This is a genomic window from Bacteroidota bacterium (genome assembly GCA_016721765.1).
Lineage (GTDB): Bacteria > Bacteroidota > Bacteroidia > UBA4408 > UBA4408 > UBA4408.
The window spans coordinates 39,129-55,520 of record JADKHO010000002.1 but is presented as its reverse complement, the minus strand read 5'-3'; the positions used below and the strand labels follow the sequence as shown (position 1 = coordinate 55,520).

Genomic DNA, 16,392 nt, shown 5'->3' with positions numbered 1-16,392 from the left:
TCATTGAAAATTTTGATAAAACTATTATTGATAGGAACCTGCCTCTTCGATTGAATAAATGAGATGTTACACATAACTTACAATCAAACACTAAAAAACTTACCTTCATCGGAATTTACTTATCGCACTTTTTTATTACAAAATGTGAATATTTAATTATTTTATTACATTTGCGTAATATAAAATACAAAATGTACACACCTGAAGAAATTCAAAATTACTTTAAAAGCAGGACTGATAGCGAACTATCAGCCGAATTGCTCACCATTTTTCCTAAAGCTTTTCATGCTATAATCCCACTTGGAAAAACAGATGTTTCTCCAAGAACCTTTTTCCATTGGAAGGAAAAAGGACTTATCCCCGAATTAGCCAGCGATGATTCAGAATCAAGAAAATGGGTTAGATTGAATTTAATAGAGTATTTATGGGTAAAATTTATTCAGACTTTACGAGATTTAGGAATCGGATTAAGCGAAATAAAAAAAATAAAAGAAAGCCTTCTTGTTGATCCTTTGAAGGGAATTTTAGAGAATTTAGACTCCCCTTCGTTTCTTGAATTTTTTAGGAATTTTTCTTTTGTAAGAAAAGAAAACCGCGATATCCTAATACAAACTAGAAAAGCATTCTCTACGATGCCGCAAAGTCATAAGATTTTCGGTACTATGTTTGGCGGATTAATCAAGGAAATTTATGTGAATAAGGATGATATTTCAATTTTAATTTTTTCCAAAAAAAGCGAAGTTCAAGCAGTAAAATCAACTAAAAAGCCAACCCAAAAGGAGAAAATCATAACCAAAACAGAATTGATTATTACCGTTGAAGGCAAAAATGCAAATCATTTACCTAAATATATAATTGATGAATTAACTACACTTCCACATATTAAGATTCCTTTAAAGCAGCTAATGATAGGCTATTTTGAGGATGAATCAAATTTGAAACATTCGAGCGATTTTGGTATCATAAATAAAGAAGAGATGGCTTTACTTGAATGTGTTAGGAAAAACGATTTTAAGGAAATTATCATAAAAAAAGACAAAGGACAATTAATTCTCGAAATAGTTAAGGAAGAAGATTTGAAAGAAGAAAAACTAAAAGAACTCAGAAAAATATTAGGGTTAAAAGATTATCAAAAAATTTCAATCACATATAGAAATGACAAACACGCCTATATCGAAAATAAAGTGAAAAAAGTATTATGACCTGATGGACTCAGCTCAATAATAAATAAGCCTAAGACCTCCGAAAGAGCTCCATGGTAGTTTACAAATTTAAATGTTGCCAATTGATGAATGCAGAAAATTATTAAGTGAAGAATACCAGAATGTTTCAGATGAGGAAATTATAGAACTGTGCAAGATACTTGATACTCTTGCAGAAGTAGCTATTAAAACATTTTACTATGATGATAACTAAACTAAAACGTGCCGCTCTAATGTGCAGAGTAAGTAGCGATGAACAGGTAAAAGGATATTCATTGGATATCCAAGATGAAGCATTACGCAAGTACTGTGAGAGGTATGGTATTGAGATAGTATATACTTTTCGTGAAGACCACTCAGCAAAGGATTTCAAAAGACCTGAGTTTACTAAGTTTTTAAACTTTCTAAGCAAGAACAAGGGTAAAGTAGATTGTTTACTATTTACTTCGTGGGATAGGTTCTCAAGAAATGTGACGGACTCACTTATCATGTTGAGAAGGTTAGAGAGTTATGGTATTACTTCTCAAGCAATAGAGCAACCTATAGATATGTCTATCCCGGAAAACAAAGCTATGCTTGCGATATTTCTCACACTTCCTGAAATTGACAATGACCGAAGATCAATAAAAATAAGAGGTGGAGTGAGAGCTGCATTAAAAGCAGGAAGATGGTCACGAATTGCACCTGTTGGATATATTAACTCTCGTGATGCTAACAACAAGCCTTTAATTACACCTTCAATAAAAACTGCCCCACTTGTAAAAAAGGCATTTGAGTATGTTTTATATGGCACCCCACAAGTTGAGATAATCAGTACATTAAGAATGAAGGGCTTAAATACCAATAAATCAACATTATCAAGCTTATTACGTAATCCAATTTACATGGGAAAAATTGCGGTGCCAGCTGAAGGTGAAGAATTATTTACCCTTGTGAATGGAGTTCATGAAGCAATTGTTTCTGAGGACTTGTACTATAAAGTTCAGGATTTATTGAAGTCAAAACAAAGAAATCTCAACAAGGCTTTCTTTACAACTAAAAGAGAAGAGTTACCGCTTAGAGGAAATTTACTTTGCGCTCGCTGCGGAGAGCATGTCACAGGGAGCGCTTCGAAAAGTAAGACAGGTAAAAGGCATTTTTATTATCACTGCAATCACTGTCATTCTATTCGAGTTCCCTCTGAAAAAGCAAATACGCATGTAAAAGATATTTTGAAACTTCTAAAGTTTGAAGGTAGTTTTGATGAACTTTATTCAGCATTATGTGATAAAAGGTTAAAGAATTTAAAACCGATTGAAAAGAATCAAACAGTCAAAAAAGAAAGAATTGATGAATTAAAATCCCGTCTGATAAATACGCAAGATATGTTAGCCGATAACAAAATTTCTTATGAAGTTTATATTGAAATGAGGAATAGATATGCTTCAGAATTGGAGCAACTTGAATCAGAAACAAAAGAATTGGATACTATTTCCAAAGAAACAAAAGAGCGAATAAAACAATGTCATTCAATCCTCTCAAATCTCGATAACCTTTATGACAAAGCGAACTTAGAAGGAAAACAGAAAATAGTGAGTTCGATTTTCCCTGAAAAAATCATATTTGGCGAAAAGAAAAGTCGAACTCCAAGATTAAATCAAGCTGTACTTCTATCCCTCAATAATGGCAAGGCTTCCACAAAAAGAAAAACCGAACAACTCTCTGAAATATTTGAGTTGTCCGGTCTAGTGGAGTCGGAGGGAATCGAACCCTCGTCCAAACAAGGAATCAATAAGCCTTCTACATACTTAGTGAATTTTTAATTTTCGTCAAAAAGCAGGCAAACTCACACACCAACCTCTTGCTTATCTTCTTTATCTCGTTCCTGCATCGAAGCATGCAAAAACCAGCTTCACATTTGTGATGCTGCTACCGGAACGCTGTGAAGCGAAGCTTCCCGGGCAACATTGTTGGTTAATACCTAGTATTAAGCAGCAAGGGCGTAGTTAGACTCGCCATTTATAGATTTTGAGAATTAGGATTTTCGAGCCATATTCACAACACTCGGTATGCTTACTCACCAATCGCACTCGCTGTCGAAACCTGACGACCCCATTGGTGGTGCAAAGATACGGAATTTTGGCGGATTAATTTTTCTTCCTAATCAAATCGCTAAAGCGCACTAGGCATAAGTAATACCTAAGTTTTAATTCTGAAAAATTGTCCGTAATATTGTAAGCAAAACCAAAATAAGTATACACCCCAAATGAAATATAAGTTCACTAAAAGTGCGCTATTCAGTTTCGCCCTTCTTGTTCTTTGCTCTTTTGGATTTGCGCAAACCTGCCCCTATTCTCTCGGCAACGATACCGCCATTTGTCAAGGCGTTCCAATTAATTTTAGTTTAATTGTACCTGCAGCAGCCACCGGATTTACGCAAACGTATTTGTGGGATAACTCTACTACAACTGCCACGCGAAACGTAAACGCCTATGGCAATTACTACTGCAAAGTCACCCGAAAGGGAACCAATAAAGTTACAAATGGAAATTTTTCTTCCGGAAATAACGGATTTACTAGTGGCTACATTGTGGGAACAGGCGGTAGTTTTGGCCCAATATCAGCAGCCGGTACTTATTTGGTAACTACCAATGCCAGTATTGCGCATACCAATTTTCCTTCTTTCGGAAACCATACTACAACCGGCACGGGCAACATGATGGTGGTGAATGGTTCTCAAAATCCAAATACCTCGGTTTGGTGCCAAACAATTCCGGTTACACCGAATTTAAATTATAACTTTTCAACTTGGGTGGCAACCTGTAAAGGCACGCTTACCGCTGAATTGGCCGTATTACAGTTTTCAATAAATGGGGTTCCCTTGTTTTTAAATGGTTCTACTACTCAAAACACCTTCACTCCGCCCCCACAACCATTGCCTGCATCCAGCAATTTACCTGCACCTTGGGCATTGTTTGCGGCTACATGGAATTCGGGCGCAAACACCAGCGCATCCATTTGCATTGTGAATCAAAACACCACCGGCTCCGGAAATGATTTTGCCTTAGACGATATCTTTTTTCAGGAAGTGTGCGAATACACCGATACCTTAAAAGTTACTCCAAAACCCTTCCCGACTGGCTACAATGCCGGATTGGACGCGGTTATTTGTTCCGGACAAACTGCTAATTTAAACGCAAACAACGGCGATGGAAGTGCATTTTCCTGGTCCAGTGTTCCTCCTGGATTTAGTTCCTCAACGCTCAACAATACAGTGAATCCAACCGATACCACTGCCTATATTTTTACCTCGGAGTTAAACGGTTGTAAAAAATCAGATACAGCTACGGTCTACGTGGGCGCAACTCCGGTTCCCAGTGCAGGTACAGATGATGCAATATGCGAAGGGCAAAGCTATACCCTTAATGGTAATCCCGGTGGAGCAGCAGTTTTTGGATGGACCAGTTTACCTGCCGGATTTACCTCCAATCAAGCAACACCGCAAGTTTCACCATTGGTAACAACTGAGTTTATTTTGACGGCATCGAATGGTAATTGTGTAGCAACTGCCTCGGTAAAAATTGATGTAAACACCTCCCCTGTGGCTGATTTTACTGTGGCTCCGCTTGATTCTAGTTGTAATTCTTATTCTCTTTCCTTTACAAACAATTCCACCAATTCACTCAGCTATTTTTGGGATTTTGGAGATGGTGAATTATCTTCGGATGTGACACCTATTCACACCTACACTTCCCAAAATATCTTTAACCTACAGCTTACAGCAAAAAATACCGGATGCAGCGATACCAAAATTCTTCCGCTTAAAATCGCCTTTAGCGAAAATTCACTTTTTGTTCCAAACTCTTTTACCCCGAACAACGATTTAAAAAACGATACTTTTTATATTCCAAAAGGTTGCCTCAAAAGTGCGGTGGTGAGCATCTACGATCGCTGGGGCCAACTGGCAAAGCGCTGGGATACACTTAGTGGCAACTGGGATGGTAAAGTGGGCGGTTTTCCGGCTCCCGAAGGTGTTTATGTGTATACCATTGATGGCTTTTTCCTGAGCGGCGAAAGAGCGCGTAAAAAGGGTACTATAACTTTGTATCGTTAACATTAATCTCAGCAAAGCATAATTTGCCCCCTAGCCCATTTCTGCTATCTTTGCGCCCGTTATAAAAATTGCCTAAAATTTCATGATTAAGATAGGAATACTTCGAGAAGAAAAAATCCCGCACGATAAACGTGTACCCTTTACACCCGATCAATGCGTGTACATAGAATCCATTTTTAAAAATATTAAACTATTTGTTCAACCAAGCGACTTTCGCTCCTACAGTAATGAGGAGTACAATCGACTTGGTATTACCTTGCAGGAAGATGTGAGTGAATGCGATATTTTAATTGGTATTAAAGAAGTACCACCCCAATTTTTGATTCCAGAAAAAACATATTTATTTTTTTCACATACCATTAAGAAGCAAGCTCACAATCAAAAGCTGCTGCAGACCGCAATTAAAAATAAAGTTAAATTAATCGATTATGAATGCCTCACCGATGAAGAGCATAATCGCATTATAGGATTTGGTCATTATGCAGGAATTGTAGGTACTTACAACGGTATTTTAGGTTATGGGAAAAAATACAACTTGTTTGATTTAAAACCGGCTCACTTGTGTCACGATAGAGAAGAACTAAAAGCCGAGTACGATAAAGTGCGCTTGCCTAACATTAAAATTGTGGTAACGGGCAATGGTCGCGTTGCTAATGGTGCAATTGAAATGCTGGGTGCCTTGCAAATTCGCCGCATTACGCCTTTTGAGTTTACGCATTATTCATTCCGCGAGCCTACTTATGTTCAACTGCATTCGAACAATTACAACGAGCCCATTGATGGTTCAGCCTGGAATACCGAACAGTTTTATAAGCATCCTGAAAAGTTCAGAGGCACTTTTACAAAATATACCAAGCATTGCGATTTATTAATTCATTGCTCCTACTGGGCTCCGGCTGCACCGGTATTATTTACTAAAAAGGATATGCGTTCGCGCGATTTCAGAATTAGTGTTATTGCAGATGTTACCTGCGATATTAATGGTTCAATTCCTTCTACAACGCATGCCAGCACCATTGAGGATAAGTTCTACGGTTATAATCCGCTTACCGAAACAGAAGGAGATCCCTTTAATAACAATACAATTACGGTAATGGCTGTGGATAATTTACCCTGCGAATTACCACGCAATGCATCCGAAGATTTTGGAAAAGAATTAATTGACAAAGTGCTTCCCGCACTTATTATTACAGATGATGCAAAGATAATTGAGCGCGCTACGATTGCTAACCAGGGTAAATTAATGCCACGCTTTGAATACTTGTCGGATTACGCTTTCGAAAAATCGATGAATTAATTCACACGCACACCATGATGAATTCATCCCTTTCATCGCTAAAACAGCTGCTTAAAAGCCTATTGCTTGGGATGCTTTTATACAGTTTGTGTCGTTTTTTATTTTATGGATTCAATTTCTCCTACTTTTCTCACCTTTCTGTTGGCGAGCTTTGCCTGATTTTTTTGGCAGGATTGCGTTATGACTTATCAGTATTGCTGATGATTAATGCAGTTTTTTGCTTATTTGTTTTGCTTCCGCTGATAAATAAAGCGAACAAACACTATCAGCAATTTTTGAAACATTTTTTTGCCCTTAGCAATGCACTTGGCTTGTTGCTGAATTGTATTGATTTTTCTTACTTTAAATTTACTTTAAAGCGCACCACTGCCGAATTGTTTTTTATACGCGACGATGTCGGAAACCTTTTGCCACAGTATCTTATAGATTATTGGTACATTTTGCTTATTTGGATAGGAATGGTGTTTTTGCTCTATAAATTTTTCCCAAAAAGAACAGAAGCTGCGCCGCTAAAAATGAATAGATGGATTAATTTTTTGGGAGAAACAATTACCTTAATAATTGTTGCGCCATTAGTATTGATTGGCATTCGAGGCGGAATTCAAGTTAAACCCTTGCGCATAATTAATGCCGCCGAATATACCGATGCACGCAATATTCCTTTAGTAGTGAACACTCCATTCGCTGTCATAAAATCTATTAATTCGGATTATTTAGTAGAATATACCTATTTTAAAAAGGATGAAATCGAGAAGCTGGCTCCTTTCATACATCCTGCAAATGCAAAAGAATTTAAAAAGCAAAATGTAGTTATAATCATTCTCGAAAGTTTTTCGAAAGAGTACATTGGTTATTTTAATAATGGTAAGGGCTATACTCCTTTTTTAGATTCATTGGCAGCACATTCATTTGTATGTGAAAATGCTTTCGCCAACGGTAAAAAATCCATTGAAGGCATACCTGCAGTGCTTGCAGGTGTTCCCTCTTTAATGGAAAATCCTTATCTCACCTCTGTTTACGGTTCCAATCAAATCGATGGACTAGGTGCTCTTTTGCAGCGAAAAGGATACACCACTTCTTTTTATCATGGCGGCAATAAGGGAACAATGGGTTTTGATGCCTTTGCCAAACTAGCAGGATTCGCGAATTATTACAGCCGAAGTGATTATACTAATGAAGCCGATTTTGATGGCAATTGGGGGATTTACGACGAGCCTTACTTTCGCTACTTTGCGCAACAATTGCAAAAAACGGATCAGCCTTTTTGCAGTGCCATTTTTTCGCTTTCCTCCCATCATCCTTATCCAATTCCTGAAAAGTATAAAAATAAATTCCCCAAGGGGACACTCGAAATTCACGCCAGCATTGGATATACCGATTATGCATTAGCTCAATTTTTTGCACTCGCCAGTCGAATGGATTGGTTTAAGAATACACTTTTTGTGATTACTGCCGACCACACTTCTTTAGCTGAAACTCCATATTACCAAGGTAAAATCGGAAGTTATTCCATTCCAATTTTGTTTTACAAAGCTGATAACTCTATGACTGGAAAGTCAAATGAAATAACCCAACAAATAGATATTCTACCGAGTGTATTAGCTGCGCTTAATTATAACGAATCTTATTTTTCATATGGGAACAGTGTGTTTGACACGGTACAAAATCATTTCAACATCAATTACCTGAATGGAATTTATCAGTACATTCATGCAAAACATGCACTTCATTTTGATGGTGAAAAAACCAATGCATATTACGATTTAAGTATGGATAGCCTGTTGCAGAACAATATCAGCACACCGGACAATATCGCGCAAATGGAGCAAGAGAAGCACTTGAAAGCTTATTTACAACATTTTAATGCGGCACTCATTCACAATCAAATGACTGCTAAATCAGCAAAGTAAAATGCGGAAAAAAATTTGCTTCATCATAAATCCTATTTCCGGAATTGGCAAACAAAAAGTGGTCGAGCCGCTTATTGCGAAACTATTCAGCTCGCACGATTTTGAGGTAGAAATAAAATACACCACACACGCCAAACATGCTACCACACTAAGCCGTAACGCTGTGCTCGAAAAGTACGATACCGTTGTAGCCATTGGTGGGGATGGTTCGGTGAATGAAGTGAGTTGCGGATTAATTCACAGTGGCGTAAAACTCGGAATTGTTCCTTGCGGCTCAGGTAACGGTTTTGCGCGGCATCTGGGAATACCGATGGACATTACAAAATCGTTGGAAGTAATACGTAATGGAAATTTTATACTTTCAGATTCAGTAAAGGCAAACGAAAATATTTTTGTTAATATAGCAGGCCTAGGCTTTGATGCGCAAGTAGCACATCTTTTTGCTGACTATGGCAAGAGAGGGCTTATGAGCTACGTGAAAATTATTTTTAACCATTATTTTCAATCCAAAGAACAATCTTTTTCGTTCGAAATAAACAATAAAAATCACATTGAGAAAGCATTTATTTTTAGTGTTGCCAATGCATCCCAATATGGAAACAATGCCACTATTTCGCCGCTGTCGAATATACAGGATGGAAAAATAGAGCTTGTTCTGTTAAAAAAAATACCTTTCTACCTCTTGCCAAGCGCAGCTTTTCGCTTATTTAATAAAAGTTTGAAAGACTCAAGTTACTATCATCACTATTCATCGTCAAAAATAAAAGTTGTGGCACCTTCCGGAAAAATCCACTTAGATGGAGAGGCAATTGAAACTGATTCAGAAATTACTTTTGAAGTTTTACCCTTATCTTTGGCTGTGTTAGTGCCCTAAAATTTTGGCTTATGAAAAACAAAGAACGCATCAACGTGGTGTATTCCACCAACCCTAATTTTAAGTATCAATCGGATGAAGCTGCTGAACAAAACACCCTTCCGCCGCAGCAACAAAACTTAAGAATTCAACTTGATAAAAAGCAAAGAGCAGGAAAATCAGTTACGCTAATTACCGGTTTTATTGGGAGTTCAGACGATTTAAATGAACTTGGTAAAAAACTTAAAACAAAATGCGGAGTGGGTGGAACTGCAAAGGAAGGAGAAATTTTAATCCAAGGCGATTTTCGCGATAAAATTTTAGAACTGCTCACCAAAGATGGTTACAAAGTAAAAAAGATTGGTGGCTAACTATCATAAATAAATTCCGCACACCTAGCTATATTCCACCTCCTTCTTTAAAAGGATGAATATTTTTATAGGCTATCCAATTTTCAAATTGCTTTAAAATCGAAAAGGACCGGCCTATGAGAAATTGGCGTTAAGAAATTTAAATTCATTTTTAAGCGCGGGCCCTGTGTAAGCAATCCTCGAGCGAGCAAATTAAATATTTTCCTTTTACAGAATATGTCGAGCGCTTGGGTTGCGTGAAAAAATGAATTTAAATTTTAGCCAATTGCTCATCAGACTTGATTTTTTGCTTACTTTTTTATCAAGTAAAAAGTAAGAAATGCTCCTTGAAAGTACTGTCAACAATAGCTTTCAGCAAATAAAATTAATGCCTATAACAATCAGTTGAAAGCGAACTAATGCGCATGCGCTTTCTTTAAAACCCGGTCATAAAGCGCTTCATAAAGCGGCAAAATGGCTGCAATATCAAACTTCTTAGCCTGTTCAAAAGCATTGTGCTTAAATTGTGCAAGCACCTTCTCATCTTTCAAAATAGAAATAGCATGCTGCACCATGGCATCCACATCACCCACATCGCACAAATAACCCGAATACCCATTCACATTCACTTCGGGCAAACCACCGGTATTACTCGAAATCACGGGAACTTTACTCGCCATTGCTTCTAAAGCAGCCAATCCAAAACTTTCGGTTTCAGAAGGCAATAAAAACAAATCTGCTCGTGATAAAATTTGAATGGGATCCGTAACTTTCCCCATCATCCGTATATCGTTAAAGGAATCTAATTCCCTGCTCATTCTTTCAATATTAGCACGCTCAGGGCCATCTCCCACCATAATTAATTTTGCAGGAATTACCTTTCTCAATTTATCAAACACATGCAACACATCCTCAACCCGCTTTACTTTCCTAAAATTCGAAATGTGCATGACCACCTTCTCGCCTTTAGGAGCAAAGAGTTCGTGACTGCAGTCGGAGCTATGCTTTTCGTAATCCGATATTTTTACAAAATTTGGAATCACCTCAATTTCGCGGGTTACTGCAAAATGTTTAAAGGTATCGGCCTTTAAACTCTCCGATACAGAGGTAACCGCATCGGATTGATTGATGGCAAAAGTAATTACCGGTTCAAAGGAGGCATCCCGTCCAACCAAGGTAATATCGGTACCGTGAAGTGTTGTAATAAATGGAATATGTATGCCTTGAGATGCCAATATTTGCTTTGCCATGTACGCTGCTGATGCATGTGGAATGGCATAATGCACGTGCAATAAATCCAACTTCTCGTATTTCACTACATCCACCAGTTTGCTCGAAAGCACCAGTTCGTAAGGCTGGTAATCAAATAAAGGATAATCGGAAACCGCCACTTCATGATAAAATATATTCTCCGAAACAAAATCAAGCCGCACCGGTTGACTGTACGAAATAAAATGAATCTGATGACCTTTGTTGGCCAGCTCAATACCAAGCTCTGTGGCCACTACTCCGCTACCGCCAAAGGTGGGGTAACACACAATTCCGATTTTCATAAATTAATGCACAATTATTTACCAAAGGTAATCTTCTGAATAGAAATAAAACAAAGTATGGCTACCTTAAAAAAAACAAAATCCGCCTAAAGCGGATCTGTTCAACTATTCAGCGGTGAGGGAGGGATTCGAACCCTCGGTACAGTTACCCGTACGACAGTTTAGCAAACTGTTCCTTTCGGCCTCTCAGGCACCTCACCAAATTTTGGGTGTGCAAAAATAGAAAATTGTAAGCTTTGTGCAAATTAATTATTTTTTCATTTCTAATTCCTTGTCATTACAGCAAATACAAATCAGTTGGGAATATTATATTTGTGCATATACAAGCCAATTATACTGTATGCATTTTAAAACCTTAATTTCTTACGTTTTAGCATTACTAACTGTGCTGTTGATTGCCTGCTCAGATGCCGGACATTCGGGCAATGGCAGTGCTGATGCACAATTAGGCGACTCGGGTAATTTTATTAAAAATAGCGATAATATGCCTTTTCAGGCGGATTGGTCGAAAGAAAATACCGTGGTTTTTCATTGCACCTCCTTGCCCGACGATATGCATCCCACCAATGGTAACTCCTCCGGAAGGGCGTTCATCAATAATTACACGCAAAAAAAGTTATTGGCGAGCGATATAATTAACCTTGGTATTCGTCCGGATTTAGTTAAAACAATGCCAATAATTTCAGATGATGAACTACATTTTACCTACGAACTGCGTGATGAGCCCTGCTGGGACAATGGAAAGCAGGTTACTGTTGAGGATGTGCTATTTACATTTAAAGCCAATGTCTGTGCTTTAACCAACAATCCTGCTGCCAAATCCTATTTGGAAAACATGAAAAATATAGTGCCGGATGCCTCAAATGCAAGGAAATTTAGCATTGAAATGAAGAAACGTTACATACAAAATCTCGTTTTCCTAACAGAAATCCCCATTTTGCAGCGCAGCTATTTCGACCCGAAAAATGTACTGAATAAATATACCTTTCTTCAATTGGCTGATAGCACTTTTAAAGCGGATAAACAGCCTGAACTAACTGCCTGGGCAAATGAATTTAATGAGGCACAATACGGGCATTCTTCTGATAAGTTAGTTGGATTGGGGCCTTACCAAATCAGCGCTTGGGAAAATGGACAAACACTTAGTTTAACTAAAAAGAAAAACCATTGGACACAAAAATTATCTGGCCAATCACCTTATGAAAACGCATATCCCGATAAAATCATTTTCAAATTAAATCAAGATGAAAATGCCCAAATACTTGAATTTAAAAATCAAAGTATGGACGCCTCCACCTGGCTTGCAACTAAGACCCTACTTGCCTTGCAAGAAGATTCAAATTTTAACCGCAATTATTATTCTCGCTTTACTGATTCTTTTGATTATACCTACATGGGATTTAACATGAAACCCGATGGAGTAAATCACAAAAAATATTTTACCGATCAAAAAGTGCGTAAAGCATTGGCCTACCTCACTCCTGTTGATCAATTTATTTCGCTTGTATTTAAAGGAAAAGCAAAACGCATGGCCAGTAACATTGTACCTGCTAAGAGAGCTGAATACAATTCAAATTTGGCAATTATCCCCTTTGATGTAGAGCAGGCTAAAAAATTATTAGACGAAGCCGGATGGAAGGACTCAGACGGCGATAACATTCGCGATAAACTAATTGATGGTGAAAAAGTACAGTTAAGCTTTAACCTGAATTATATGTCGGGCCCCTCGTTTATAAAGGATATTGTGACAATAATTACAGAAGCTATGTATAAAGCTGGTGTGAAAGCAAATCCGCAAGGCCTCGACTTTGCCGTGTTTTATGAAAAAGCCCAAAAGCACGATTTTGATGCCATGTTAGGTGCCTGGAGCGGCAGCTGTTTCCCGGATGATTTCACACAAACCTGGCACAGCAGTTCCTGGATTTCACAAGGCAGCAACTATACTGGATTTGGAAACGCAGCCAGCGATGCGCTTATTGATTCTATAAAAGTTACCTTAAACGATGCATTGAGAATTCCAATGGTAAAGCGACTTCAACGCATAATTTATGAAGAGCAGCCTTATGTTTTTTTATATTCAGCGCAACGAAAAAATGTGATTCACAAACGCTTCAACAATGCCAATATGTTTTTTGAACGACCGGGTGTGATGCTAAATAATTTGCTAGTGCGAACAAATTAATTTTTTAAAACACGATTTATTGCATTGCACAATTTGCCATAGAGAAACACTAAACGCATAATTCTTATATTAATTTATTCCATGAGTACTAAAGCAGTATGAAGAAATATATACTTAAAAGAATTCTGCTTTTTATCCCCACTCTGTTTATTATTTCCTTACTCGCTTTTGCAATAAGCACAAACGCTCCGGGAGATCCTGTGGCGCGTATGACGGTAACTAGTCATGACGGTGGAGAAGAAGCAAATTCTAATACTAGCGCACAAAAGGAATTCTGGAACCGAAAGTTGGGCTTAACACTTCCTCTGTTTTATTTTGAACTATCCGATTGGTCAAGTCCCGATACACTTTATCGGATTTCAGATAAAGAGAAAAGGGAAACTTTAGCGCGTTTGCTTCACGGATGCGGAAATTGGGCTGCTGTTGCTAAATATGCAAGTGCTTTGCAAAATTTATCCATTTCTCTTAACAGCCTCAAGACTGATACATTTTTTTTAAATCAAAAATCGGCAACACTTCAGCAACTAAATTTGAATAGTTCTATTGCGTCAGTGAATTTTCTTCGCTACACACATATTAACAGTAGCATAGTATTTCAGTTTAAGAAACTCGATAATTCACTTGCGGCGCTTAAACACTTCAAGCAACTATCCGTTCAATTTAATGCCCTAAAGCAATGTTATCAGGGTCTTTCTCAAAATAAGAGTATTTGGAAAACCTATCTTCCTACAATGCACTTTCATCCCCAAAATCAATACCACCGTTGGATTTTTGGGGATAGTAACATGTTTACCGGAAGCGGAAGTGCATTTACAAAAGGCATTATTCGGGGCGATTTTGGGACCTCATTTGCCAGTAAAGAACCGGTTTCGGATAAAATTTGGAAGCGCATAAAAGTTTCACTTTTGTTTTCACTGCTTTCTATTCTGCTTGCCTACCTGATAAGTATTCCCATCGCTTTAAAAGCGGCCGAAAAACCACAGGGAGTCTTTGATACAGGAAGTTCACTGGTTTTGTTTGCGCTCTATGCACTGCCCTCCTTTTTTGTTGCAACTTTATTATTAATGACCTTCTCAAACCCTGATGTACTTAATTGGTTTCCGGCTTCAGGTTTGCAACCGGCTACCGGAATAGCCGAAAATACAAGCATTATCGAGCGTTTACGCATTCAAATTCCGTATTTAGTTTTGCCATTGATTTGTTATGTATACAGTTCACTCGCCTTTCTAAGCAGGTCTACACGTGCTGCTTTACTTGAGAATCTTCCATTAGAATACATCCGTACAGCAAGAGCAAAAGGCCTTTCGGAGCGCCGGGTACTTTACAAACATGCCTTCAAAAATGCGCTCTTGCCACTCATTACTTTATTTGCAAATGTGTTTCCTTATGCATTAGGCGGTTCTGTTATTTTGGAAAGTATTTTCACTCTACCCGGAATGGGACTCGAAACGTTCACAGCCATTCAAAATCAAGATTATCCTGTAATTGTTTGCGTATTTACCTTAGCTGGATGTATGACGGTTGTAGGTGCTTTACTTGCCGATTTGCTCTATGCTTTTGTTGATCCAAGAATTTTATTTCACAAAACACGATGAGTCAAACAGAAGCAAATTCGGGAGGTGCAGCAATTGTTTCATGGAAGCAATTTTCGCACAGGCAAAAAAACAAGGGCTTGAAAAAGGGGATTTTCTTACTTGCGCTTCTTGCTTTAATCGCATTATTGGCGCCTATTCTGGCAAATGAAAAACCACTCTACATGAAGTTAAAAGGAAAGCATTATTTCCCTGCTTTTACCGATTTAAATCCATTTAACGTTACAAAAAATTATGTTTTTGAATCCCAACGCGGGGAACATTTACCTGCGTTACAACTCGATATTGCAGATTGGAAAAAGCTACCTTATGAAACAATACTTTGGTGCCCTATCCCCTATTCGCCGGGGAAAAGTGATTTTTCCAATTCAAATTACGTTTCACCTTTCGGGGTGCAAGTTTCAGCTACAGGTGAAAATTTACCTTTTCGATTCCGACATTTTTTAGGTAGTGGTATGCGGGGTGAAGATGTATTTGCTGGATTAATTCACGGAACCCGCACCTCCATGAGCATTGGTATGTTATCAATGATTATAGCGGCTTTCATCGGACTTTTATTAGGCAGCCTTTCGGGATATTTTGGCGATGATGGTTTTAAATTACCACGGGCGACTTTAATTGCGCTTATTTTTGCTGTTAGTATCGGATACTTTTATGCATTCTACACCCGCAGGTTTCAGCTCCTTGATGCGATGCAGGTATCAACATTAACAATGCTTGCAGCGTTATTTACTAGTTTCATTTATTTTTTGGGTATTGTTTTATTGGGTTCACGAATTGCAACCCTTTTTAAACACACAGCTTGGGGAGGCCGCTATATTGCCATCCCACTCGATAGTATCATCTCCAGATGTATCGAAATCATTTTATCCTTACCTGTTTTTATATTGATTATTAGCATTGCCGCCATCTGCAAACCGTCTATTTTGAACATTATACTGATTATTGGTTTTACCTCTTGGACAAGCATAGCTAGACTAACACGCGCTGAGTTATTGAAAGTAAAAAAGCTCGAATATATCCAAGCCGCCCATTCGTTGGGCTATAGCCACACCAGAATACTATTTCGACACGCACTCATAAATGCTATGTCGCCTGCATTGGTGGCACTTGCTTTTGGAGTTGCTGCTGCAATATTAATAGAGTCATCCCTTTCCTTTTTAGGAATTGGATTGCCTTTCGACACTGTTTCCTGGGGGGGCATGTTAAGCGAAGGCCGACATCAATTTAGCGCTTGGTGGATGACTTTGTTTCCCGGGATTGCTATATTTTTGAGTGTTACACTTTACAATTTTTTAGGTGAAGCATTGCGCACAAACCAAAAACTGAATCTGAGTGAATGATGCATCATTATTCCACA

The 16,392-nt window shown here is 38.1% G+C and carries 10 protein-coding genes, 1 tRNA gene, 1 other RNA gene and 1 pseudogene; 10 read left to right on the top strand and 3 right to left on the bottom strand.

Going from position 1 to position 16,392, the window contains the following annotated elements; all coding sequences use genetic code 11:
• Positions 1-191 precede the first annotated feature (191 nt).
• A complete protein-coding gene (locus IPP32_08665) occupies positions 192-1,202 on the top strand; it encodes a hypothetical protein (GenBank protein ID MBL0048147.1) in 1,011 nt (336 codons plus the stop codon).
• A 200-nt stretch (positions 1,203-1,402) separates the two neighbouring features.
• Positions 1,403-1,873: pseudogene (locus tag IPP32_08660) on the top strand (recombinase family protein).
• A 1,054-nt stretch (positions 1,874-2,927) separates the two neighbouring features.
• On the opposite strand, the gene ssrA reads toward IPP32_08660, so the two are convergent.
• Positions 2,928-3,295, bottom strand: a transfer-messenger RNA (tmRNA) gene (gene ssrA / locus IPP32_08655).
• A gap of 152 nt (positions 3,296-3,447) precedes the next feature.
• Between ssrA and IPP32_08650 the strand changes: the two genes are divergently transcribed.
• The 5 genes from IPP32_08650 to IPP32_08630 all read left to right on the top strand — a co-directional run bounded on the left by IPP32_08650 (position 3,448) and on the right by IPP32_08630 (position 9,726).
• Positions 3,448-5,295: a gliding motility-associated C-terminal domain-containing protein gene (locus IPP32_08650; protein MBL0048146.1), complete on the top strand. Its 1,848-nt coding sequence runs from the start codon at positions 3,448-3,450 to the stop codon at positions 5,293-5,295.
• Positions 5,296-5,377: 82 nt separating this feature from the next.
• On the top strand, positions 5,378-6,592 hold the full coding sequence (locus IPP32_08645; protein ID MBL0048145.1) for an alanine dehydrogenase: 1,215 nt from the start codon (positions 5,378-5,380) through the stop codon (positions 6,590-6,592).
• Between the two features lie 14 nt (positions 6,593-6,606).
• Positions 6,607-8,502: a sulfatase-like hydrolase/transferase gene (locus tag IPP32_08640; protein MBL0048144.1), complete on the top strand. Its 1,896-nt coding sequence runs from the start codon at positions 6,607-6,609 to the stop codon at positions 8,500-8,502.
• A gap of 1 nt (position 8,503) precedes the next feature.
• Entirely contained in the window at positions 8,504-9,376 is an 873-nt protein-coding gene (locus IPP32_08635; GenBank protein MBL0048143.1) for a diacylglycerol kinase family lipid kinase, read from the top strand.
• A gap of 11 nt (positions 9,377-9,387) precedes the next feature.
• Positions 9,388-9,726 carry a translation initiation factor gene (locus IPP32_08630; GenBank protein ID MBL0048142.1) on the top strand — a complete coding sequence of 113 codons (339 nt, stop codon included), beginning with the start codon at positions 9,388-9,390 and terminating at the stop codon, positions 9,724-9,726.
• A 395-nt stretch (positions 9,727-10,121) separates the two neighbouring features.
• Here IPP32_08630 and bshA read toward each other — a convergent pair whose 3' ends face one another.
• Positions 10,122-11,258, bottom strand: a complete 1,137-nt coding sequence (gene bshA / locus IPP32_08625) for an N-acetyl-alpha-D-glucosaminyl L-malate synthase BshA (protein ID MBL0048141.1) — start codon at positions 11,256-11,258, stop codon at positions 10,122-10,124.
• Positions 11,259-11,371: 113 nt separating this feature from the next.
• Positions 11,372-11,458: transfer RNA gene (locus IPP32_08620), tRNA-Ser, on the bottom strand.
• 140 nt (positions 11,459-11,598) lie between these two features.
• Between IPP32_08620 and IPP32_08615 the strand changes: the two genes are divergently transcribed.
• The 3 genes from IPP32_08615 to IPP32_08605 all read left to right on the top strand — a co-directional run bounded on the left by IPP32_08615 (position 11,599) and on the right by IPP32_08605 (position 16,375).
• Complete coding sequence (locus tag IPP32_08615; GenBank protein MBL0048140.1) at positions 11,599-13,440, top strand: hypothetical protein; 1,842 nt, start codon at positions 11,599-11,601, stop codon at positions 13,438-13,440.
• 98 nt (positions 13,441-13,538) lie between these two features.
• Positions 13,539-15,035 carry an ABC transporter permease gene (locus IPP32_08610; protein ID MBL0048139.1) on the top strand — a complete coding sequence of 499 codons (1,497 nt, stop codon included), beginning with the start codon at positions 13,539-13,541 and terminating at the stop codon, positions 15,033-15,035.
• Entirely contained in the window at positions 15,032-16,375 is a 1,344-nt protein-coding gene (locus tag IPP32_08605; protein ID MBL0048138.1) for an ABC transporter permease, read from the top strand. The genes IPP32_08610 and IPP32_08605 overlap by 4 nt, the downstream gene beginning before the upstream one ends.
• Positions 16,376-16,392 lie beyond the last annotated feature (17 nt).